Origin of the sequence: Gottfriedia sp. NPDC056225, assembly GCF_042267765.1 — a bacterium.
Lineage (GTDB): Bacteria > Bacillota > Bacilli > Bacillales > Bacillaceae_G > Gottfriedia.
This window is the reverse complement of the sequence record NZ_JBHJTJ010000018.1, coordinates 60,363-83,616: the sequence shown is the minus strand read 5'-3', so window position 1 is coordinate 83,616 and position 23,254 is coordinate 60,363. Positions and strand designations below refer to the sequence as shown.

Below are 23,254 nucleotides of genomic sequence, written 5' to 3'. Positions count from 1 at the left end.
GTTATATATGTAGCGGGTAGATCTTTTATTCGGAGGGACTATATTTTGAAAAAACCATATATAATTTTGATTATTGTTACAGTTTTTGCAATGTTCTTAGCTGGTTTTTATTACGAAAGAATGCATATTAAATCAAACAAAGAGATATGGATTAGTTATAACTATACAAAATTTGGAAAAAATGAAATCAGTTTTAAACCCATGTATATCGAACGTCAATCAGGAATAAATCAATTAGAAGAAATATTTTTGTATAGTAAAATAATTGACCATCCAACTGTTGATTTAGCTAAATATGATATTCAACTTAGTTTTAAAAGTCCAGTAGATCAATCAGTTGAATATAGTTCATTACTTTGGTTTACAAAAAGTGGAGCCATAATTAAATTAAATGGATTTAATGGTTTTAGAAGTGTAAATATTGACAATGCTGAATCAATAAAGAAAATTATAAAATATACTGAGTTTTAAATTTGAAATAAAGTTTTTTTCTACTCAATGAGTTACTATAGTGGCTCTTTTTTTATGTTCTAAAAGGTTTAACAGTATGATTGCATAAGAATTGATATAATTGATTTAAGGATTTTTTTAGATTAGTACCATCGTGAAGTACAAAAAAGATCATAAATGATTGAAAGGAAGTGTAAATTGATGGAATTTGAAACGGTAATGCAGGAGCTAGAAGCACTAGGTAAGGAAAGAACTAAAAAAACATACATTAGTAATGGTGCACGCGAGCCACTTTTTGGAGTAGCTACTGGGGCAATGAAACCTATTGCTAAAAAAATAAAAAAAAATCAGCTGTTAGCTGACCAATTATACTCAACCGGTAATTATGATGCTATGTATTTTGCAGGAATTATCGCTGATCCGATGAAAATGACAGAAACTGATTTTGACCGCTGGATTGATGGTGCATATTTCTTCATGCTTTCCGATTATGTAGTTTCAGTAACATTAGCTGAAGCTGATATTGCACAAGATGTTGCTGATAAATGGATTGCAAGTGGTGATGAGCTCAAAATGTCAGCAGGTTGGAGTTGTTACTGTTGGCTATTAGGAAATCGTTCAGACACCGAATTTAGCTCAAGTAAGATTTCAGCCATGCTAGAACAAGTAAAAAATACAATTCACACATCTCCTGAACGAACAAAATCTGCAATGAATAACTTTATGTATACAGTCGCAATCTCTTATGTACCTCAACATGAAAAAGCAGTTGAAATCGCTAATGAAGTAGGGCCAGTCGAAATCAAAAAGGATAAGAAAAAAAGTAATATTTTACTTTGCTCTGAAAAAATTCAAAAGGATTTGGATAAAGGATTACTTGGTTTTAAGCGTAAATATGTAAGATGTTGACGTCAAGGTTCAAGTAAAATGTAAAAGGGAATTTTAGGTAAAATAAGCACTCAAAAAACGGGAAATAAGTACGAGCATTCCCAATCTATCTAAACCGACTAAAATATTGAAGAAATCTACTAAAAATCTATCAATTAGGCGGTAAAATCAAAGCAAATATTCCAATTTGGAAGAGGCTTTGGTCGAAATATAGTTGAGAGTGGTCCTTTAAAAAGTATTAGTAAAAAGCTAGATTAGAAAATGAAAAAATATGAAAAAATCTACTAAGATAAAAAATATCTTTGTAGATTTTTTTGTATAGATAAGATATGAAAATTATGAATGAAATTGTGTTGATGATACTTCTAGAATATTAATTTTTACTTGTGTAGTGACTATAAAATTGTAAAATCTCAGTAACAGCTTGGCGATAACCACCTGCTTTTTTAAAAGATTCACTTATAGTAGTGACCTCTTTATGATATGAAGCGTTATTTAGCACTTGATCAGCGGCATTACGTAGTTGAATTGGTGTTAAGTTTTGCATTTCTAAATGAATACCAGCTCCGATATTATCTATTTGCTTTGCTATAAGTGGCTGATCGGCACCTTGTGGGATAACGATTAATGGAACTCCGTAATAAAGACTTTCACTTGTGCTATTCATTCCGCCGTGCGAAATAAATAATTTAGTATTTTTTAACACTTCGATTTGTGGTACATATTGTTTTACAATGAAGTTTTCAGGGATTTCACCTAAATCTGAAACGTTAGTGTGGTAGCCAATTGATAGCAGAATGAAATGTTCACTATTACCGAATGCTTCAAAACAAAGATTATAAAAATCAATAGCACGGTTAAAAACAGTTCCAAATGAAATATAGATTAGATTTTTACTCTTAATCGCAGCAAGATCAAAATCAGTGTTTTGTACTCGTGAAGTGACTGATGGTCCGACAAAGCTAAAAGATCGATCAAAAGAATTCCCATTTGGCTGGAACTCTTTAGTTGTGTATACGATTGTAAGAGGAGCGGGATTACAAAAAACTTCATATTGAGAGTTGATTTCTACACCATAATTATTCTTAATCTTTAATTTTAAGTTTTTAAATTCGGCTTCTATCTGATGTAATATTTCACTTGGAATTTTGATTGATTCCTCTTCCAACATTTTATCGAAAGATTCTTTAGTCTGTGCAAAAGTAGTACAAGAACTAATTGCTGGAAGTTGGAGGATTTGGGCAAGTATATTTCCACAACCAAACATAGAATCATGGATGATGTAATCAAAATGCTCTCCATTAATTTGTTCAAGAATGCTAGGAATGACTATTTCTGCAGTATGTAATAGTCCATTGATTCTTTCGAGTAAATAATTTCTGCCACCTGATAGAAAGGCTTTTATAAACTTTAGTTCATCAAAAGTTCGAACAATCGCACCCGTTTTTTCAATTCGTTCTCTAAAAGATTCTGTAGTTATGTATACAATTTCTTCACCACGTGAAATAAGCTCTTGAACAACTCCAATTGTTGGGTTGATGTGGCCTTCTGAGCCACCGTTAATAAATAAAACACGTGCCATTTCAAACACTCCTTGGATTAGATTAATTGTTTTTATTGTAAAGGAAATCAGATTAACTATCCAATTAGATTGTATAATTTTGATTTAGAGATAAAAATTATTTTTTCGCATTTTAGACCATGTATTAGGTTTTTTTGAGGATCAATTACTTAGATTAAAATTGAGACTAAATTAGTTATGCACTAAAAAAAAGGAAGTGAATAGGTGACTACTTATTATTTCATGCTCATATTTGGAGCGTTCTTAGTAATAGGCTCGTTAATAGGATTATTTGTTATGTATTTTGATACACACTTTACATTCAGCAATGTAAGTAAAAGCATTCTAGGTATAGTATTAGGTGGTTTCCTTTTAGCTAGTACTCTACCAAGCTTAAAATTTGTTGTGTTTAAACAATATGATGTAGTGAGTGGAAAATGTGATATAGAAATTGATTCATCTAGTCGTACAGCTGAAGCGGATTTTAATATGCTCGATTCGGATGAAGTATTTAGCTTCAGAAATATACCTAAGCTAGATGCGTATGGAAAGTCCATTCCTTATTATTGTAAAGTGACAGTTACAAAGGATCATAATGTAGAAATTAGTTATAAAATTTATAATCCTAAAACTCAAAAGTTAATTTTAGCAAGTAATTAATTTAAGACTCGTTTATTAAAAGTTTAGAATAACTGTGATTTTTCACTTTTAAATTATATTAATTTTCTACATACTAAACTAGTTATCTTGCAAATTTAGAATCCAAGGAGCATCGTATGAATCAAATTACACTTGCTGAGGCTTTAAATATTAGACATATTCTTTCGAAAAGAATTCGTGAATTAATTGAAGAACTTGAAGAAAATTCAACTGTTGAAGTAGAAAAGAACCATCCTATTCCAGTTTTAGTGCGTGATCTGACTAAAATTGAAAATGAATTATCAAAGGTTCGTGCTGATTTTAGAAAATTGGATTTCTTGATGCAAAAAGCAAATGTAGAAAATACAATTTCCATTGAAAATGAAGAGATGTCAATTACTGAAGCGATTGAGTATGCAAAACAATTACGTGCTGAAGTACAACTATGTAAAAGCTTTGCATCCAAGAAGGAACGTATTCAACCGATGTATGGGTCTGAAAATATAATTGTAGAGAAGCTATATTTCGACCCAGAAGAGTATCGAATGAAAGCATTGAAATTAGAACGAAAAGTAACGCGTCTATCAGGATTAATTGATGCAAAAAACTTTACAATAAATATTCCATTTGATGGAACAGATTATTATTAATTCCTCACAGGAATGAGACTTTCCTGTGAGGATAAGAAGATAAAAAATGGATCTATCAAATTGGTCGATAAGCAAACGGATGAAGAGTTACAGGTTACTTTCCTTACGTGTAACGAATGACGAACGAACGTAAACGAACTCCTCCCATAGCGTAGCTTAGCTACTAAAAATGGGTTACCATTAATCCTTTCTTCTTATGACCACCTCTTTTCTTAGGAGGTGGTTTTTATTTTTATTTTAAAAAAAGTTTAAAGTAATATTTTAAAATCAATTCAAAAAGCTTAACTGGAACAATTATATTTTCTATAACACCAAATGATGTAGGTCCACAGCCTGTAACGATATTCAATCCTAGTCCAGCTACAGCAACAGCTACTGTCACTTGGACTAGTACAATTTCTGGAAATCCGGTTTCCAGAGATAATGCTATTTCGTTGTTTATTACACCTCAAATAACACAAAGTGCTATTTATACAGTATTTATTGCGACTACAATTTAATATTGTTGAATAATTACAATTGAAAGGCAATTAAGGATCTTCTTATATTAAGAAGATCCTTTTTTTAACAATAGACATATACTTTCATAAATTTGAGGCAAGTGTTTTCCTATTTTATTTTAGTTAAATATTTAAAATTAGATTTTAAGATGTGAAAAAATGTATTTAATTTAGACAAAAGTCTGTTTCGATAGCCTTTTTTAATATAGTGAATGATAAAATTAGAGTATTCTAAATTAAAGTGAATAGAAAAGCACTGTTTAAGGTGGGGAAATTAATGAATATCCGAGAAGTTAATCTAGATGATACAGAACAATTTGTACAATTAATTAAAGAAGTCGAAAATCAGTCTGAATTTATGCTTTATGGCGCTGGTGAAAGAAACATTACAATTGAGGGACAACGTAAACAACTAGCGATTATAGAGAAATCACCTCATTCAACAGTACTTGTTGCTGAGGAGAGTTCAGGAAAGTTAGTCGGTTATTTGTTTGTGATTGGAAATCATGCAATAAGAAAAAAACATTGCGCTTATCTTGTAATTGGAATTTTAAAAGAATACACAGGTAAAGGCATTGGTACCAAGTTATTTCATAGTTTAGAAGATTGGGTGGCTATTCATAAAATCCAAAGATTAGAGTTGACTGTTGTGACGGAAAATAAAGCAGGAATAGCTTTATATACAAAGATGGGGTTTGAAATTGAAGGGAGTAAAAGAAATTCTATTATAATAAATGGGACAAGCTTTGATGAATACAATATGGCTAAATTATTTATAGGTGAAAAAAATAAGGATGTTGATTTTTAATGGGCAGATATGAAAAACTATTAAAAAAATGGGATTTTATAATTAATAAAATAGAGCGTAATAATGGAAAAGTGCATCCTTTAATGATAGGAGAAAAAGCAACAATCGTAGAAGTGAATCAAAAAGAAAGTGAGATAGGATATAAATTACCGCCATCATATAAATCGATCGTTCTAAATTTATCAAAGTCTCTCTCTTTTTATTATTCATTTTCAGACGATACAATGATTCCGAGAGGATTTTCTGAAATTTTTTCAGGAGAAATTAATTGGGATATTACTAGTCTTCAGAACTTAGATAGTTTAGCAGATGAATTGGTATATGATGGAGAGGATTATGGTAAGAATCTAAGAGGAAAACTTGAATTTTCGCAGGCTGGAAATGGTGACGTTTATGCATTTGATATGTTAGTTGAAGGTGAAGAGAAAACCGTGATCTATTGGGATCATGAAGAAGATACAGTTACATATATTGCAGATTCGTTTATTGACTATTTAGAAAAAATCTCTGAACTTAATTGTGTAGGTAGTGAAAAATGGCAAATAGAATACTTTTTAAATACTAGAGGTTTAGAAGTTTCGAGTTTGAAAGCACAAAGATGGAAGCAATGGTTTGATTCATTTTCTGAAACAACTCTAGAAGATGTAAAAAATGGTATGGATAAGTTAATCGAATTTACAATTTATAGAAAAAAACTAGATTATGTATCTTTACAATCCCTTTTGAATTTTAATAAAGGAGAGTTGTTTGATACATTACTTAAATATCTAATTAAATTTGAAGCACTTGAAGATAAAAAAATGATTTGTGTGATGATTGGTGAAGCTATTGGAACATATGCAATGAATTGGGTTGAAGATTTATGGGAACAGAATAATGAATCTCAATTAGATCCGGGATTGCGCTCTTATCTTAGTATAAAATGTCTTTCACCTAATAAAGGATTAATCCTAGTAACGGATTATTTGGAAAAGCAATCGAATGGAAAGGTAAATGGGTATGAAGCACTTGCTCACCTTTCTTTAAACAATTCGCGTCAAGTGATCGATTGGATGGAACGATATGTAAGATTCCCAGTTACTAGTGGCTGGTGCCAACTATATATCGAATCAAATCCTTCATGGGAAGATATAAGTAGATGGTCAGAGTTAGAGGAAAAGCATCAAGTCACTATAATTCATGTATTAGATGACTTATTAAAGAAAAAAACGTGTGAGCCTGCTTTACAGATCGAATTCACTTTGCCTTCAAAAGAAGCGTTTGTAAACTTGTTAAATGAAATGAAAATAAAGCAAATCCTCAGAACGAGGATCCAAATACTAGATTCTTTAATTGAAAACATAGATCAATTTTACTCTATGTAATTATGATTATTATACAAGGGATGCTTTGGCACCATTTTATAGTATTCTATTCGAGACATAAAAAAATAGAGGATTATCCATCCTCTATTAAATGATAATTCATAGTCCTCCAAGTGCTTTAATCGTGGCCGGACCAACAATTCCATCTACAGTTAAATGCCTGTCTTTTTGAAATTTGCGCACTGCTTGGTCTGTATTGTTACCAAAAATACCATCGATACCTTTTGTACTATAGCCCAGTGCAGTAAGTTTTTGTTGTAGTTTTTTAACTGATGTACCTTTGGCACCCTTTTTTAAGATAGTGCCACTAGGAATTACAGCATTCGACCCACCACTACTACTTGTTACCTTATATCCATTTGCTTTTGCTATGGAATCGAATGATTTACTTGAAGAAGTAATAACAACAGGTGTGCTCAATTTTACTCTAGAAAAAAGCCATTCTACTTCATTATCATACATTCTGACACAGCCGTGACTGACATATTTTCCAATTGAACTTGGATCATTATTACCGTGAATAGCATAAGTTGTTCCCCATGTACCTCGTGCATTTAATCCAAGCCAACGATTACCAAGTGGATTTCGTGGATCTCCACCAGCAATATGACCTGTATAGTAGGGCCTATTGACAATCTTATTGACAATTTTAAACTTCCCTTCAGGTGTTAGGGATGGACTCCTACCTGTGGCCACCTTAAATACTTTGTAGAGTTTACCATTTTCATAGTAAGCAAGTTGATTTGATGATTTATTAATAATAATAAATTGACTTGTTGCTGCTTGAGTAGGTTTTATACCAATACCTACAATCATAAAACACGTTAAAATTAAAACGGTTATCCATTTTCTTATCAAAAGCTTCCCTCCCAAAAAATATAAATTCAAAATCTTAATCATTTAATCCTATGAGTAAAGAAGATGTCCAAGTTACATTTTTTTTAGCTATTCAATAATTTCTTGAAAAAAATGACAATTGTAACGAGTCGGATGTAGTTCTTTAGGTCTGTATAGCTTAAGAGGTATTATCAAGAAAATTAAGCTATAAAATTTAAGGGATATCACCAAAATAAGTGAAGTTGTGGAAAGAAAATGCTAAAATAAGTATTAATTAATTAGATTATCTTAGCACTCCCCAATAAATTATTACCGGGACTTTAGTCATAACAAAAGTAATAAAGGTGGAATTTTTCTCCATCAAATAATAGTTTTTTAGTGAAGAGATTCATTTAATTAATCTGAAGATAATTTAGAAACTAGCCATCAAACGATTTTAGTAAAATAGTAGAATCTTAAAGTTCTTTCAAATTATATAAGGACTTAGCCTCTATATTTAAGATTAAAAGATAAATATAATAAATTTATAAGCATTTTGATAGGAGGAAACAGATTGTTTAAACGTATTTCTTTCTTTATTTTTGTTAATATTTTAGTGTTAATTACAATTACAACTATAACAACATTATTAGGTGTACCTCGCTATATTGGTGATTCAGGTTACTTGGCACTGCTTGCTTTTAGCGTAATTGCAGGATTTAGTGGAGCGATTATTTCATTATTATTCTCTCGTATAATGGCCAAATGGATTATGGGCGTAAAATTAATTGATGTTCGCTCTCCACAAAATGAACGGTTAAATTATGTAATAGAAGAAACATACCGTTTAGCAAAACTTGCTGGTTTAAAAAAGATGCCTCAAATCGGAGTTTATGATTCGGTTGAAGTAAATGCCTTTGCAACAGGACCTAGTAAAAGACGTTCTTTAGTTGCCGTTTCTAGTGGCATGATTAATTCAATGGATCGACCAGCAATTAGTGGTGTTCTAGCACATGAAATTGCTCATATAAAAAATGGCGATATGGTTACTACAACTTTATTACAAGGAATCATAAACACTTTTGTAATTTTCTTTTCTCGTTTAGTTGCAAAAATTGTTTCTAATTTTGTTAGAGAAGAGTTATCTTATGTAGTTTATGTTCTTTGTTCGATCGTATTTGAAATCGTATTTAGTATTTTAAGTAGTCCAATTATTTTCTGGTATTCAAGAAAAAGGGAATTTAAGGCGGATCAGTATGCTGCAGAAATTGGTGGTAAAGACAACATGATTTATGCTTTAGAATCATTGAGAAGTAATATTCGATTAATAGATGATCGCCAAAAATCGATTGCCGCTTTTAAAATTAGTGGTAAAGAGAAATTTGCAAGATTATTCTCTACACATCCACCATTAGAAAAAAGAATCGAACGATTGAAATCATTATAAAAAAATGAGGGTGCCCTTACAGGTACCCTCATTTTTAAATTTATAGAAAATAGTATTGAAGTGAAAGTAAGAAGATAAAAGTTTGCTCTAATTCTTCTAAACTGACAATTAGACAAACTTGAATCACACAACAATTTTTCTCGTATTCTATTCCATTTATGCTGACTTTTAGGCTGATCTTAATTTTTAAGATTGGATAATTGTTTTTTCTATTAGTTAAATCTAATCGCAAGAAGGATTTCATTTTATTTTAGGGAATATAGATACTTAAAAAGATGAGGTGCACTTAAATTTGGATAACGAAAAAATTGAAAAATTTAAAATGGCGGGAATAATTTTAGGTACCTTTGTTATAACTCTTGGAATTATTATATCGATTGCGATCATTAATTTTAATCACGCTAAAGCACATCCCATCGTTGTCAAACTTCCTAAGTCAAAAAGTCAAATCAAATTAGTTGATTCAATTAAAGTAACGTCAAAATTACAAACTTATGAATGTGAAGTTGTTGAACTTGCAAAAAAAGAAAATGATGAGCATTTTCAAATCGTTTGTGATTCTGGAAAATACGAATTTACTGAAAATCAAATATTCAATAAGAAACCACATAAGTCATTGGAAATCGGTGATCTAGTTTATTTAACTGCTTATGAAGACGGTAAGTTAAAGGTAAGTATTGATAGTAAGTAATGAGTTAAAAGTTAAGCGAAAGCAATATTAAAGGAACTTCATCGTAGAAGTTCCTTTTCTAATGTACTTGATTTTTATAATATTTCTCCGTTTGAAGCAATAACATCTTTATACCAGAAGAATGACTTTTTCTTTAGACGTTCTAATGTGCCACTACCATCGTCATGTTTATCGACATAAATAAAGCCATAGCGTTTTGAGAATTCTCCTGAAGATGCACTAACTAAATCAATACATCCCCAACTAGTATATCCCATTAACTCAACACCGTCTTCAATTGCTTCTCCCATTGCATTAATGTGTTCACGTAAATAATCAATTCGGTAATCATCATTAATTGAACCATCTTCTTCAACTTTGTCGTAAGCACCTAAACCATTTTCTACAACAAATAATGGGACTTGGTAACGGTCATATAATTGATTTAAACTAATACGTAATCCTTCAGGATCGATTTCCCAGCCCCAGTCGCTTGCTTTTAGGAATGGGTTTTTAACGCCACCAATTAGATTTCCTTGCGAACTTTCTAAATCGGATTTTTCTTTTTTCTCAGTTCTAGACATATAATAACTGAATCCAATATAGTCTACAGTACCTTCTTTTATTAATTCTAAGTCACCATCTTGCATTTCAATTTTAATATTATGTTCTTTAAAGAAACGATTAATAAACGCTGGGTATTCACCTCGAACTTGTACGTCTGCACAGAAATAATTAAAGAATCGCTCCTCATGTAGAGCATACATAACGTTTTTAGGATTTGAGTCAAATGAATAAACCGGAGCATATAAAATCATACATCCAATTTGAGCATCTGGGATGATGTTATGACATGCTTTAACTGCAATACTACTTGCCACAAATTGATGATGGAATGCTTGGAATGTTGGTTGATATTTATCTTCTTCATTTTTTATTGAAAAGCCAAGGCCCATAATTGGCATAATTAAGCCACTATTAATTTCATTAAAGGTCATCCAATATTTTACTTTGTTTTTATAACGATTAAAGATTGCATTTACATATCTTTCAAAGAAGGTAACTACTTCTCGATTTCTCCAGCCACCGTATTGTTTTACAAGATTCACTGGCATTTCATAGTGTGAAATTGTAACCACAGGTTCGATGCCATATTTGTGTAATTCGTCAAAAACACGATCATAAAAGGCTAGACCTTTTTCATTTGCTTCCAGCTCATTTCCGTTTGGAAAAATTCTTGTCCATGCAATTGACATGCGGAAAACTTTAAAACCCATTTCTGCAAATAAAGCAATATCTTCTTTATAGCGGTGATAGAAGTCAATACCTTCATGATTTGGATAGTTATATTTTGAGCGATCAATCTCGAAATTAAAGCCAGGTGATTGTAAAATGGTCAGTCTTTCTTTTCCACCAGGAAGTACATCGGCAATATTTAGTCCTTTATTTCCTTCATAGAAGCCACCTTCCATTTGATTTGCAGCGGTTGCGCCACCCCATAAAAAATCTTTAGGAAATTTAAACTGTTTCATATTTTTTACCTCCTAATTTCTTTTAAAGTTTAAGTTAAAAGTGATTATATTCGAATAATACCGTTTGCGAATACGTTAGTAAATAAGTGAACTGAAACTAGTCTCGATTAACTTAAGAAATAATTTGTTTCATAAATGTAACACTGTGTTTCTTGGTTATGTATGTTAAAATAGTAGAATAATTTAATTTTCAAATAAATAATAATGCCACTTTTAAATATTCTTTGCAAAATCTACTTAATTATAGAAGGAGTAATAGACATTGTTTTCAAACGATCAAATAGCATCCTTTAATGAATTAGAATTATCTTTATATAATTATATTTCTCAAAACATGGAAAAAGTAGCATACATGAGGATACGTGAAATAGCAGATGAAACACATGTTTCAACTTCAACGATATTACGTTTTTGTAGGAAACTAAATTGCGACGGATTTTCTGAATTTAAAGTAAAGTTGAAAATGTATTTAGAGGAAGAAAAGAAAACTAGCGTTAAAAGTGCTCATCATACTTTAGTAGACTTTTTTGAAAGAACACTAAAAGGTGATTTAGAAGAAAAAATTAAAGAAGCAGCAATTCAAATTAATAAAGCCGAAACGGTCATTTTTATTGGAATCGGCAGTTCTGGTATATTAGCAGAATACGGATCAAGATATTTCTCCAGTTTAGGAAGATTTTCATTGTACATAAAGGACCCTCATTTTCCGATTCATTCGAAACTAAGAAATAATAGCGTAACAATTGCGTTGTCAGTATCAGGAGAGAATAATTTCACTGTAAATCATTTAAATTTACTTAAACAAGAAGGTTGTAAAATTATTAGCATTACAAATAATAAATTGTCTACTATTGCCAAAATGTCTGATCTAAATATTCCTTATTATGTGACAGAAGAGTATGTTGACACTACAAATATTACTACTCAAGTTCCAGTAGTCTATATTATAGAAGCGATTGCACGTGAAATTTATAAAATTAATCAATAGTTTAGTTTATTTTTAGTAAATAAGTGCTATAAAAGTGATGGAATAAAAATTTTAAAAGGCATTGAATTTTTAAATATCCGAATGAAGCAATAAGACTTAAGAGGTTCGAAAAATAAACTTCATTTATAAATTATTAAATTAAATTTAAGAATGCGAAAGAAGAGGATGAGAGAACATTCTCTTTTTTTTGTTTAAAAATGTTTGTGAATAATTAACAGCATATTTATAGTCAAATTGAATCGTTACAGGGTATATAGAAAGTTAAAGATAGCTTAAAATTCCTTATTCTCTGTCTGAATATTATATTTTTGCATTAATTTTTTTGCTTGTTCAATACCACTTTCTGTTAAATAAACTGATTTTGCACGATTACTACTAAATATAAGATTATTATTCGATAATTTATCAAGCGTATCGAAAGGATATCCTTTCCAGCTCCGAAGGTTAGTTTCACCTAATCCCGCATTTTCTTCAAATGAAGTTAAATATAACAACAATAATGTTAATTCATCAATCCGTTCTTGCACTCGATCAGTTCCTTTCTTTTACTCCTATTATCTTAATCATTTAATATAGACATTCGATCTCGATGACCACAATTAGGACAAGTAACAATGCGCTCATTTATTTTACATGTTTTAAATGCTAATGCAAAATTTAATTTCGATAATTTAAAGCGATTACCGCAATATGGGCAAACAAAGTGAGTGGTTTTTGTTCGAAGTTCTGAAAATTTATAAACAAAAACAAATACCAAAATCAATATGAGAATTGATTGGAAAAGACCAAAAAAATAATTTTGATTCATCCTAATCCCTCTTCCTTTTCTATTGAAATATCGTATGCTTAAATCAAAAAAAAATAATTCGTAAGTTAATGTTGAATCTATTATACAAGTCATTTTTAGTGGCATTCAATTTTTTAGTTTTCTATGACAGATGTTTTTTATATTTTTAAATAAAAATGAACAGAATACCAAAAATCAGGAAATAATAAGTAGTAATTGAAAGATTGCATCTCATTTGAAAGGAAACTATTATGAATATAAAATTCTTGTTTATATTAAACGATCAGATTCCTACTGAACCAGCTTATGTTGCGAACACTGGGAGCTATATTGACGGTGCTTTAAATATATATTTGAACGAAACTTTATATTTCCATGATCCAAATATTAATTTAACAGAGTTTGCCGGCCAACTTAATGAATGGGTTCAAAAGGTAGAAAATGGATTGCGAGAAAATATGAATTATGAATCGATTAATCGAAATGAAGATCTTATGAACTTTCTTTATAAGGGAAATGATAATTGGACTATTTACTCTGTATGGCAAATGTTTGAACCAGTTGAATCCATTAATACAGAATGCCTAATCGAATCAGTTAATAAGTTTCTTACGGAGTTAAATGGTGGCCTTATTGAATATAACTATGATTTCACGTTAGATAAATTTAAACCGCAATAATTTTTTGAAAATGAAAAGCTTTAAGTAGTTTATGCAGTTGTTAAATTTAGTAAAAAGTGAATCGAATTAGAGGATAATTAATTTGCATCAAGAAATGATAATTTAATGAACTTTTACTATTAGTGGATTTATTTTCAAACATTGATGGTAAATATTTCAGGTGAAATTTATCTAAAGGAGAGGTTCAAATGATTAATACGCTTGGACAAGTAATGGTATACGTAAACAATCAGGAAGAAGCAATGAATTTTTGGACTGAAAAAGTAGGATTTAGTGTAATTTCTGACAATAGCAATGGTCAAGGAATGCGATGGATTGAAGTGGCTCCTTCGAAAAATGTTGAAACAAGTATAGTGCTACATAATAAGGAGTTAATTTCGAAAATGCAACCTTCTCTAAATCTTGGTACACCTTCTTTAATGTTCTTTACAAATAATTTTGATGAATTATATAGTAACTTAACAAATAAAAAAGTTACTGTTGGAGAAATCGTAGAAATGCCAACTGGTCGGGTATTTAATTTTGCCGATGATGAGCAAAATTACTTTGCAGTTATGGAAAAAAAGTAGGAATTTATACATATTAGACCCTTTGCATTGGTTCAAAAAAATATAAACACATGGAAAGAAATTTCTATGTGTTTTTTTCGTTAGATTGAAAAAATCACCTTTATCTATAAGATAAAAGTGAAAGTACCTGTTTGCCACTGCCACTAAGAAAATCAGGTTAATATATTGTATGTTAGGGAAATTAAACAGTTCTTTTTTGGGAGATGGTAATAATTTACAGAAAAGCTAAAAATGTTTTTTAGTAAATTTATATACATTTTAAAATAGATAATTTTCGAATTTATCTGTTAAAATAAACCTTAATATTAATCATAAAAGGAGAAAACAACGAATGATGAAATTATTTTCCAAAAAGATTGTATTATTAGTTACGTCATTGATGATTTTACTAATGATTAGTGGAGCTTTAATTTCACTAACGTATATTCCTCAAAAAGTTTACAAAGAGAATTTCAATCAACATAAGTCTATAGATCGCTCTATGGAAGGTAAATCATAATCATTTAAAAAGCTCTAATAAGGGCTTTTTGTGTTTTAGTGATAAAATAATAAATTTTACTAAAGATTTTTAATTTCGGGAGGACTGTTATGTCGATTCAAAAAAGAATTAGAGATTATGGTGTAATTATTGGGAAATTGGAAACTGGACAATTAAATTCAATATCCGATGTTGAAGGGGTTACAGTTGGTCATGTGACAATAAGCCATCAAGATATTCAGACGGGTGTTACTGCAATTTTACCTCATCAGGGGAATATTTTTAAGGAAAAATTAATTGCGTCTAGTCATGTAATTAATGGATTTGGTAAATCGATGGGGACAATTCAGATCAATGAGTTAGGAACAATTGAAACGCCAATTATTTTAACAAATACACTAAGTATTGGGACAGCTGCAGACGCTTTAATAGAGTATATGTTAGAACAAAATTCGGAAATAGGGCGTACAACAGGAACCGTTAACCCAGTGATTTGCGAATGTAATGACATGCATTTAAACGATATTCGAACTAGATATATTACAAGAGACCATGTTCATCAAGCTATACATAATGCTGACAATCTAGTAAAAGAAGGAACTGTCGGAGCAGGAACAGGAATGCTTTGTTATTCATTAAAAGGAGGAATTGGTACAGCTTCCCGGCTTATGAAAATGGATCATGGGACATATACAATGGGAGTTTTAGTGCTAACAAACTTTGGGATATTAAGTGATTTAAAAGTGAACGGAAAGACAGTTGGAAAAGAGTTAAAAAACCATATCTTACAAGAACAAGAAGAGCAAGATAAAGGTTCAATAATTATGATTGTAGCAACAGACTTGCCTGTATCTGAAAGACAACTTAATCGAATCATAAAAAGAACGGTTACTGGATTATCAAGAACAGGTTCAATCATCACTACGGGAAGTGGTGAAGTAGTGATCGGCTTTTCAACAGCAACTAAAATCCCTCATGAAAAAACTACAAATTGTCTTTTGGTACCGACTATACACGAAGAGGACATTGACCTAGCTTTTAGGGCAGTTGGAGAAGCAACTGAAGAAGCTGTTTTAAACTCACTAATAACTGCAACGCATATTATAGGAAGAGATGGCAATGAAAGACCAGCATTTAAAGATTTAATTAGAAAATATAACGTTGACTTAATATAGATTACTAGGTTCTAATCTAGTAATTTAATTCATAAACTACTCTTAAACTTATGGATGGACAAGCATTAAGTTAGGAGGCAGAAAATGAAAAAAATAGTAATTGTTATATGTACTTTTGTAACTTGTTTATGTGTTAATTTAATATTCTTTGATCTGACGGGTCTTAAGAAGTCTAACGCAATAGTAACTGCAACAATTAAGAATGTAGCAAAAACCGAGGTAAGTGTTAAAAAAAATATAAATATTGTAAATCTACCTCTACCAAATAATGAGCAACGAAAATATAGTGTAAAAAAACTTCCTACTAACTTTAATAAAATAGAAATAAAAAAATTAAATAGTAAATAAAGTGATTAGTAGAGTGAAAGTTAACTCTTCAAAAAATATGGTAATCCTCTAAGAGGTTTTGATTCCTAGTGGGTTATCTTTATTTATGAGGGATATAGGGAGAGAAAGTACTGAGTATTATTTTTAGGTTTGTCCTGTTGCTAACGCGAACACTAATTGAACAATATTGATAAAGTTGTGAACTTCGTTGATATAATGCTAGATCTCGTTGATATATAGCATACTGCCGTTGATATTTGGCTAGTAAACCAAAAACAACCTTAGCCAATTGAATCGGGCTAAGGTTGTTTGTCAACTTGACAGGAAACTGCAATATAGAAGACTCACTTTTTAATCTAATTGAAAAATAGTAAGTGTAGCTCCATTTCCTGTTAGGAGTGTGACAAGACCAGTCAAACCAAATATTTGAAGTGAAATAGTATCGCCTGCATTTAATGGCAATATACCATAACAATGAAATATTGATAGACTTAATAAAGGGGAAATAATAGTTGGAGTTGCTGGAACACCATTTATTAAAATTTGCGTTGACAATGCTAATGCTGCAGTAGTATTTAATGCATAAGCAATATAGTATACACCAGCATTTGCAACTGTAAACGTATCAAACGTTCCATTAATTGTGATTCCAGGACTCAAAGTTTGAACTGTTGGTAGAGGAACAACTGTACCACCAACTGTTACAGGCAGCACTCCTGCGCTATTCAAAGCATAGGCATACGGGCCTTTTGGACCAGTAGGACCCGTAGCCCCCGTAGAACCTGTAGCTCCTCTTTGACCCGTAGCTCCAGTAGGACCCGTAGCCCCCGTAGGACCCGTAGCTCCAGTTGCGCCAGTAGAACCAGTAGAACCTGTAGCCCCAGTAGGGCCAGTTGCGCCAGTAGAACCTGTAGCCCCAGTAGGGCCAGTTGCGCCAGTAGAACCTGTAGCCCCAGTAGGGCCAGTTGCGCCAGTAGAACCTGTAGCCCCCGTAGGACCCGTAGCTCCAGTAGCTCCAGTAGCTCCAGTAGCTCCAGTAGCCCCAGTAGCCCCAGTAGCGCCCGTAGGACCCGTAGCCCCTGTAGGACCTGTAGGACCAGTAGCGCCCGTAGGACCAGTAGAGCCAGTATCACCAGTAGCCCCAGTAGCACCTGTATCACCAGTAGCTCCAGTAGAGCCAGTATCACCAGTAGCCCCAGTAGCTCCAGTAAGCCCAGTAGCACCTGTATCACCAGTAGCCCCAGTAGAGCCAGTAAGCCCCGTAGCCCCTGTATCACCAGTAGAGCCAGTAAGCCCCGTAGCACCTATTTCACCAGTAGCCCCAGTAAGCCCTGTAGCACCAGTCACCCCAGTAGTTCCACTTGTTCCAGTAGCCCCCGTAGCACCGGTAGCCCCTCTTTTACCTCTTTCCCCATCTTCACCTTGTTTACCTCTTGGCCCTCTAGGTCCCTGTGGACCCGGAATACAACAGCATTGGGAAAAACCATGGCTGTGGCAACCACATTCGTTATGACAATCACGTTGTTTACAATGATTGCATTGACAATCACATTGTTTTGATTTGTTACAATTGCAACAATCATTTTTTTTTCGATCTTCCTTGCCCAATAAATCACCTTTTTCTATATCTATATAGACAATTTTCCTCATTTGATATCTAACTTGTCCTATTTATTTCTAGCTCTATATTACTATGCTTACATGGCACTTTTTGTTCATACATTTAACTAGGTAATTAATATTTCTTAGTTCTATTTCAAATATATTTGTAAGGTAGTCACCAAAAAGTAGACTCGATTTTTAGTGAATTTGGTGTAAAGTTTGAAAAACTGTTTTTCTTGAATGTCTATTAAGTAAAAACAAATAAAATAAATCAAAAGTTCGAAAAAAAGATATTAATTTGAGAGCACTTTCAGAATTGCTAATGATATGATCAAAAGTGAGATTGAAAAAACAAATGGGGGATTTATTAGTGATGAGAAAATTAGCTGAAGGAGTTTTTCAAGTTGTATTAAATCTGCCAAATTCCATGGAATTAAAAAGAACGTTTTATAATCATTTAATTCTTACTGCCCAAGAAAAAGTGTATATTTTCTCAAAAAAGCATAATTGGCAAACGTATTTAGATCGACCTTTGATTACAAGTTTAAAGATTTTTGCAAGTAAAAAAGAATTTGACGATGCTCTAGTTAAAGCATTCAATCTTTCAGAAAATACGAAAGTTCCATCTAGTATTGTTGCAGTATTTTTAAAAGATCGGTTATTTATGGTTTCTCCCGAAGTTTACCAAGCGGTGTATCCAGAGGGGTGTGAAGAAGATAGCTATGAAAAACTAATGATACACGAATTAGCCCATAATTTGCATATACGAATTCTTGATGGTGAAGAGGAAAAAATGGGGCCAAAGTGGTTTTATGAAGGATTCGCTGTTTATGTAGCAAACCAGTTTGCACATGCTAAGAAGAAGTTAAGTAAAGAAGAATTATTGTCTATTGTTACTTTGAATAAAGAAGTAGACTATCGGAGTTATAAAGAAGTATTGGAAAAAGTTTTACAATCATTTCATCTTAGCGATTTAGTTTATTGTGCTTGGAAACCCGACTTTATTCATTTGATAACTAGTGCCCTGAAAAATGATATTCATGACCAAACTCAAGACTTTAAATCTATTAAAACTTTTTTTAACTAATCTGATTAATTGCAGTACCTTTAGAAGTAAAAAGCAATTAGTTAAATTAGAAAAGAAGGAAATTTAATAAGTAAAATGAATTAAGTTAAAGGTTAATTAATATTCTTTAGTTTATTTTCGCAGCTCTTATTCGACGTAACTGACAATATAACTATGAAAATTAATACTTTATATTATTTAAATGTACTAACTGACAAAGTTGATAGGAGAAAGATTTAATATGAACTACATAAAAGAAATGAGAAAGTTAATTGGAAATGAAATTTTATTTACAGTTGGTTGCGGGGTCATTATTGAAGTAGATAATGCTATATTACTACAGCACCGTACAGATGAAGACAATTGGTGTATTCCTGGTGGAGTAATGGAAATTGGAGAAACATTTGAAGAAACTGCGAAGAGGGAAACCTTTGAGGAAACAGGATTAACAGTAAATGAATTAGAGTTATTTGGTATTTATTCTGGAGAAAGTTGTTTTGTTGAATATCCTAATAAAGACAAAGCATATAGTGTCCAAGTAATTTTTAGGACAACAAAATATAATGGTGACTTAATACAAAAAGGAATTGAAAGCAAGGAACATAAATTTTTTAGCAAAATGGATTTACCAAGCAACTTAGATCCTCGTCAAAAACCATTTATTCTTGATTGGATAAATGGAAAACAAAGTCCAATAGTAAGCTAGTGAACTTTTTTTTATTAAAGCATGCGCTCAAGAGGATAAAAATCTCATTAATTGGTTCAATCAAATTAATTTTCGTTTTTATATTAATTACATAAGTTTGTGGAGGTAAAAATGGCCTTTAAAAGAAAAATGCTTAACTTCAGTATTTTCATATTAACAAGTTTCACACTAACAGCATGTAATAGCGAAAGTGTTCCAACAAAAAAAACTCTAGTAAATAAAGTAGTAATCTCTTCGAATGAAATACAAAAAGGTTTTATATTAGAAGAATTAGATATTGAAAAGATTAATGAATCAGATTTAAAACAAAAAATTAATATGAACAATGATAATGGTGTCTATTTATATGATTATAAAAGTAAAAAAGAAATATATATTTTGTTTAATGGTGTAGGTACAAACTATTCCAATATTAAATTCAAAATGAACGGTCAAAAATTAGCAATCTCATATCGATCAACAGTAGATAAAGGTATGAACAGACATTCATTATTTGAACTTAAATCAACTAAACAATTCGATGAAAATTTTAAAATCACTTTGAAAAATAACGATAAAGAAACAGCCTTTGAAAATATATATACACAGTAAATATAAAAGCACTTCAAATAATCTTGGAGTGCTTTTATGTATACTTTAATAGCATTTATCTATGTATATGGCAATTTTTTTTTTTGCATAATAAGTTGGATATGAAAGGGAAAATAAAATTAAGCATATACCATAAGGAGAATTATTATGAAAAAGTTACTAAAAATCTTTAAAAATATGTTTTTGGATATATTTTCAATGGGTAAGGGTTTTATTTATGGCTTTTTTATGATAGGGTTATTAGTTATAATTGGTAGTGCTATAGTTTACGGAGTTCTTTTATTAAAAAATATTATTTTTTAATGATTAAATCTTATTTTAGAACTAACTGAACGTTAGTCGTCAATAGTAGTTTAATGTCGTATATTAATGAGGTGTTTTTTTGAGTAAAGCTAAAGGTAAGGGCGGAACAGGTAGAGGTACAGATAAGAAGGGTTGGAATAGGTGGCAAGCTAGTGCAAAAAAAGCAAAAAGTGCGAAACCATATGTAAGTAAGGGTACCAAAAATAAGACAGGAACAAATGAAAATAAATAAATTATATAAAATTTTTTATGTGAATTTGATTATCTTTAAGTTTATTGTTAATATTGAATATATTAAAACGTGTGTAAATCACACAAGGAGGAAACAAAAATGGAACATGGTAAAGTAAAATGGTTTAATGCAGAAAAAGGTTTTGGATTTATCGAGCGTGAAAATGGTGATGATGTATTCGTTCATTTCTCAGCAATTCAAACTGATGGATTTAAATCATTAGATGAAGGACAAGCAGTTACATTTGAAGTAGAACAAGGTCAACGCGGACCACAAGCAACTAATGTAAAAAAAGCATAATTAACTAAAAGAAGTCAGATTCTATGAAATAGAATCTGACTTTTTTTCTTATTAAAAATAAACTTATTTAGAATAACTTTAGGTATCTTTTTTAGTACATAGTTTTTTAATGAAAGTTAATCAGCAATCGTTGAACATGTTTAATAAATAACTAAAGGAGAAAATTGAATGAAAAAGTATTTGTTGTTTGTTTTAAGTTTTATTTTATTATTTGGTGTTATTAATGTTTTTTCAGGAATGTTGCAAACTGTTTTTTATCAACCTGATTTGCCTAATTTATGGAACAATGTTGAGCAATTACATAATGAAGTGATTTTTGTAAAAAGTTCATCAATTCCAACTATAATTGTTACGTTGATTTCTGCTACGATTGCATTTTTTCTGCAAAGTCGCCTAAGTAAAAAGTCAGTTTTAATTAACTAACTAATTCTTTGTTAGTCAATAAAAAATGAGTCACAGCAATGGCTCAATTTTTTATGATTAACATAGTAAAAAGTTATTGGTATGAAAATGAGAAGTTACATAAAAGGGTGTTGGAAAATGAACAAAAGAATTTGTGGCAAGATTGTCACAGAGGGCGATGAGTTATTTTACAAAGTAACTGGGAATGGAGTACCGCTAATATTTATTCCTGGTGGTGGCGGTGATGGAGATACTTTTCTTCCATTAGCTGATGCGATGTCTGATCAGTTTAAAGTGATCACCTTTGACCGTAGAGCAAATGCTAGAAGTACCGCAAATAATCTGGAAAATTTTTCTGTTGCACAACAAAGTCGTGATGTACTTGCGATTCTTAGGGCAGTTGGCGAAGAATCTGCCTTTATTTTTGGGAATAGTAGTGGGGGAGTAATTGCACTGGAGCTAGTTAAGAATTTTCCTGGGGTAGTTCGATTAGCAGTAATTCATGAACCACCGTTAGCAAACTTTGCGAATGATCAAGAGAGATGGTTGAAATTCTTTGGTGACTGCTATCAACTAGCTTTAAGCAAAGACTCAAATAAGGCAGCTACAAAGTTTGGAATGGGTGTTATGGGACGCATAACGATTGCACCATTACTATCAGACATCAGGTTGAAAGCATACTTAAGGAAAGAGCCAAAACTTCCAGGAGAGGTGCGTTTAGCTGGAAAAATTGCTGATGATATTTTTATCAAACAGGAATTAATTCCAGTAACAAATTACATACCAAATAAGGATATCTTGCGTGAACATAAAGAAAAATTAATTTTTGCAGCGGGCGATTGGACAGTGAATAAGAATGTCTGGTTTGCTGAAGTTGCACAAAAACTTTCTAATGAAATTGGTAGTCCATTTATCACGCTTCCGGGCTCGCATGTGTCATTTATGGATAAGTCTAAAGAATGGGCACCAATCTTAAGTGCTTGCTACAATAAACCACAGTAATTTAGGGGAACCTTTGTGAGCCTTTTAAAGTATTAGCCATAAGAGGAAAAGATATAATCGAGCAATCAGAAATAATGCAGTTATTTGTTCATATAAATGGTCGTCTTCATGATTTATGTTCTAGGAAATTGCTTACTTGAATAAATCAGGTGTGTAGGAGCTGTAATTCAAGGAAGAACTATGCTACTTTTTGCAGAGCTTATTTTGAAAGCAATTGTTTTGTGAAATTTAAAATTTAAAATTTATCAATAGAGGTATTGTGACTATGCAGAACTTAAAAAGATATGGGAAATGGATTTTTAAGTTTGACAATAGAAAATATGATTTAATTGAATTATTATTAGAGATTGTATTTTTGCCTTTAATCTTTGTTGAAGCTAGATTTCTTCTAAGTCATTATCCTTTTATAGTTACTTTATTAGCAGTGTTTGTGGCGATCAATCTTTATGCATTCGCAGATGCCTTATTGAGAAAAACTTTGGTAGGAATTAATGTAAATATTCCAAAATGGATTAGTATTATTCCGACTATATGTGTCTTTGCTTGTATTATTTTTATTTATAAGTAAAGGTGATCATTAAACTTACTCAACAAAGAGAACAATTTTTCAAATTTAATTTAGAAAATAAAGTGTTCTAGTTCAATAAACGTATGTATTCAGTCTAAAGTAAGACCACATTTTTATGGTCTTTTTCTTTTGTTCAAAAATTATCATTCAAAT

28 protein-coding genes are annotated in these 23,254 nt (G+C 31.3%); 23 read left to right on the top strand and 5 right to left on the bottom strand.

From position 1 onward, the window contains the following. Positions 1-45: 45 nt before the first annotated feature. A complete protein-coding gene (locus tag ACFCYN_RS13670) occupies positions 46-471 on the top strand; it encodes a hypothetical protein (protein WP_375949839.1) in 426 nt (141 codons plus the stop codon). A gap of 180 nt (positions 472-651) precedes the next feature. Then, positions 652-1,359: a DNA alkylation repair protein gene (locus tag ACFCYN_RS13665; RefSeq protein WP_172445063.1), complete on the top strand. Its 708-nt coding sequence runs from the start codon at positions 652-654 to the stop codon at positions 1,357-1,359. A 352-nt stretch (positions 1,360-1,711) separates the two neighbouring features. Here ACFCYN_RS13665 and ACFCYN_RS13660 read toward each other — a convergent pair whose 3' ends face one another. After that, on the bottom strand, positions 1,712-2,920 hold the full coding sequence (locus tag ACFCYN_RS13660) for a macrolide family glycosyltransferase (protein ID WP_375949837.1): 1,209 nt from the start codon (positions 2,918-2,920) through the stop codon (positions 1,712-1,714). A 204-nt stretch (positions 2,921-3,124) separates the two neighbouring features. On the opposite strand from ACFCYN_RS13660, the gene ACFCYN_RS13655 reads away from it, so the two are divergent. The 4 genes from ACFCYN_RS13655 to ACFCYN_RS13640 all read left to right on the top strand — a co-directional run bounded on the left by ACFCYN_RS13655 (position 3,125) and on the right by ACFCYN_RS13640 (position 6,860). Then, a complete protein-coding gene (locus tag ACFCYN_RS13655; protein WP_375949835.1) occupies positions 3,125-3,559 on the top strand; it encodes a hypothetical protein in 435 nt (144 codons plus the stop codon). 116 nt (positions 3,560-3,675) lie between these two features. Next, on the top strand, positions 3,676-4,188 hold the full coding sequence (locus ACFCYN_RS13650) for a hypothetical protein (RefSeq protein ID WP_375949833.1): 513 nt from the start codon (positions 3,676-3,678) through the stop codon (positions 4,186-4,188). A 777-nt stretch (positions 4,189-4,965) separates the two neighbouring features. Beyond that, positions 4,966-5,496: a GNAT family N-acetyltransferase gene (locus ACFCYN_RS13645; protein WP_172445058.1), complete on the top strand. Its 531-nt coding sequence runs from the start codon at positions 4,966-4,968 to the stop codon at positions 5,494-5,496. Then, on the top strand, positions 5,496-6,860 hold the full coding sequence (locus ACFCYN_RS13640) for an SMI1/KNR4 family protein (RefSeq protein ID WP_375949831.1): 1,365 nt from the start codon (positions 5,496-5,498) through the stop codon (positions 6,858-6,860). Before ACFCYN_RS13645 ends, ACFCYN_RS13640 begins: the two co-directional genes overlap by 1 nt. Positions 6,861-6,959: 99 nt before the next feature. Here the strand turns inward: ACFCYN_RS13640 and ACFCYN_RS13635 are convergent, their stop codons facing one another. Continuing rightward, complete coding sequence (locus ACFCYN_RS13635; RefSeq protein WP_375949829.1) at positions 6,960-7,718, bottom strand: L,D-transpeptidase family protein; 759 nt, start codon at positions 7,716-7,718, stop codon at positions 6,960-6,962. 532 nt (positions 7,719-8,250) lie between these two features. On the opposite strand from ACFCYN_RS13635, the gene htpX reads away from it, so the two are divergent. Together htpX and ACFCYN_RS13625 are read left to right on the top strand one after the other, a co-directional pair. After that, complete coding sequence (gene htpX, locus ACFCYN_RS13630) at positions 8,251-9,123, top strand: protease HtpX (protein WP_172445056.1); 873 nt, start codon at positions 8,251-8,253, stop codon at positions 9,121-9,123. A gap of 292 nt (positions 9,124-9,415) precedes the next feature. Continuing rightward, entirely contained in the window at positions 9,416-9,814 is a 399-nt protein-coding gene (locus tag ACFCYN_RS13625; RefSeq protein ID WP_375949827.1) for a hypothetical protein, read from the top strand. Between the two features lie 74 nt (positions 9,815-9,888). Here ACFCYN_RS13625 and ACFCYN_RS13620 read toward each other — a convergent pair whose 3' ends face one another. After that, on the bottom strand, positions 9,889-11,325 hold the full coding sequence (locus ACFCYN_RS13620; RefSeq protein ID WP_375949825.1) for a glycoside hydrolase family 1 protein: 1,437 nt from the start codon (positions 11,323-11,325) through the stop codon (positions 9,889-9,891). A 262-nt stretch (positions 11,326-11,587) separates the two neighbouring features. On the opposite strand from ACFCYN_RS13620, the gene ACFCYN_RS13615 reads away from it, so the two are divergent. Beyond that, positions 11,588-12,313, top strand: a complete 726-nt coding sequence (locus tag ACFCYN_RS13615; RefSeq protein ID WP_375949824.1) for a MurR/RpiR family transcriptional regulator — start codon at positions 11,588-11,590, stop codon at positions 12,311-12,313. Positions 12,314-12,585: 272 nt separating this feature from the next. On the opposite strand, the gene ACFCYN_RS13610 is transcribed toward ACFCYN_RS13615, so the two are convergent. Beyond that, the gene (locus ACFCYN_RS13610) at positions 12,586-12,840 is read right to left on the bottom strand and encodes a DUF6429 family protein (protein ID WP_375949822.1); all 255 of its coding nucleotides are present in this window, start codon (positions 12,838-12,840) and stop codon (positions 12,586-12,588) included. 511 nt (positions 12,841-13,351) lie between these two features. Here ACFCYN_RS13610 and ACFCYN_RS13605 point away from each other — a divergent pair. The 5 genes from ACFCYN_RS13605 (at position 13,352) to ACFCYN_RS13585 (ending at position 16,350) form a co-directional block, all read left to right on the top strand. Beyond that, positions 13,352-13,780 (top strand): DUF7878 domain-containing protein, encoded by a 429-nt coding sequence (locus ACFCYN_RS13605; protein ID WP_172445051.1) that lies wholly within the window; start codon positions 13,352-13,354, stop codon positions 13,778-13,780. Positions 13,781-13,968: 188 nt separating this feature from the next. After that, a complete protein-coding gene (locus ACFCYN_RS13600; RefSeq protein WP_375949820.1) occupies positions 13,969-14,349 on the top strand; it encodes a VOC family protein in 381 nt (126 codons plus the stop codon). Between the two features lie 331 nt (positions 14,350-14,680). After that, positions 14,681-14,848: a hypothetical protein gene (locus ACFCYN_RS13595; RefSeq protein ID WP_172445050.1), complete on the top strand. Its 168-nt coding sequence runs from the start codon at positions 14,681-14,683 to the stop codon at positions 14,846-14,848. Between the two features lie 89 nt (positions 14,849-14,937). Then, positions 14,938-16,002, top strand: coding sequence for a DmpA family aminopeptidase (locus ACFCYN_RS13590; protein WP_375949819.1), 1,065 nt, complete (start codon positions 14,938-14,940; stop codon positions 16,000-16,002). An 84-nt stretch (positions 16,003-16,086) separates the two neighbouring features. Next, positions 16,087-16,350, top strand: coding sequence for a hypothetical protein (locus ACFCYN_RS13585; RefSeq protein WP_375949817.1), 264 nt, complete (start codon positions 16,087-16,089; stop codon positions 16,348-16,350). Positions 16,351-16,680: 330 nt separating this feature from the next. Here ACFCYN_RS13585 and ACFCYN_RS13580 read toward each other — a convergent pair whose 3' ends face one another. Further along, on the bottom strand, positions 16,681-17,979 hold the full coding sequence (locus ACFCYN_RS13580; protein ID WP_375949816.1) for a BclA C-terminal domain-containing protein: 1,299 nt from the start codon (positions 17,977-17,979) through the stop codon (positions 16,681-16,683). A 322-nt stretch (positions 17,980-18,301) separates the two neighbouring features. Here ACFCYN_RS13580 and ACFCYN_RS13575 point away from each other — a divergent pair, with 322 nt between their 5' ends. The 9 genes from ACFCYN_RS13575 (at position 18,302) to ACFCYN_RS13535 (ending at position 23,101) form a co-directional block, all read left to right on the top strand. Further along, complete coding sequence (locus ACFCYN_RS13575) at positions 18,302-19,018, top strand: hypothetical protein (protein WP_375949815.1); 717 nt, start codon at positions 18,302-18,304, stop codon at positions 19,016-19,018. Between the two features lie 220 nt (positions 19,019-19,238). After that, positions 19,239-19,703, top strand: coding sequence for an NUDIX hydrolase (locus ACFCYN_RS13570; RefSeq protein WP_375949813.1), 465 nt, complete (start codon positions 19,239-19,241; stop codon positions 19,701-19,703). 111 nt (positions 19,704-19,814) lie between these two features. Next, positions 19,815-20,294, top strand: coding sequence for a hypothetical protein (locus ACFCYN_RS13565; protein WP_375949811.1), 480 nt, complete (start codon positions 19,815-19,817; stop codon positions 20,292-20,294). A gap of 147 nt (positions 20,295-20,441) precedes the next feature. Further along, on the top strand, positions 20,442-20,597 hold the full coding sequence (locus ACFCYN_RS13560; RefSeq protein WP_172445043.1) for a hypothetical protein: 156 nt from the start codon (positions 20,442-20,444) through the stop codon (positions 20,595-20,597). Between the two features lie 79 nt (positions 20,598-20,676). Beyond that, entirely contained in the window at positions 20,677-20,829 is a 153-nt protein-coding gene (locus ACFCYN_RS13555; protein WP_172445042.1) for a DUF3934 family protein, read from the top strand. 99 nt (positions 20,830-20,928) lie between these two features. After that, entirely contained in the window at positions 20,929-21,129 is a 201-nt protein-coding gene (locus ACFCYN_RS13550; RefSeq protein ID WP_069032402.1) for a cold-shock protein, read from the top strand. 168 nt (positions 21,130-21,297) lie between these two features. After that, positions 21,298-21,552: a hypothetical protein gene (locus ACFCYN_RS13545; RefSeq protein WP_172445041.1), complete on the top strand. Its 255-nt coding sequence runs from the start codon at positions 21,298-21,300 to the stop codon at positions 21,550-21,552. A 117-nt stretch (positions 21,553-21,669) separates the two neighbouring features. Beyond that, positions 21,670-22,533: an alpha/beta hydrolase gene (locus ACFCYN_RS13540; protein WP_375949810.1), complete on the top strand. Its 864-nt coding sequence runs from the start codon at positions 21,670-21,672 to the stop codon at positions 22,531-22,533. Positions 22,534-22,798: 265 nt separating this feature from the next. After that, entirely contained in the window at positions 22,799-23,101 is a 303-nt protein-coding gene (locus ACFCYN_RS13535; RefSeq protein WP_375949809.1) for a hypothetical protein, read from the top strand. The last annotated feature ends 153 nt before the right edge of the window (positions 23,102-23,254 follow it).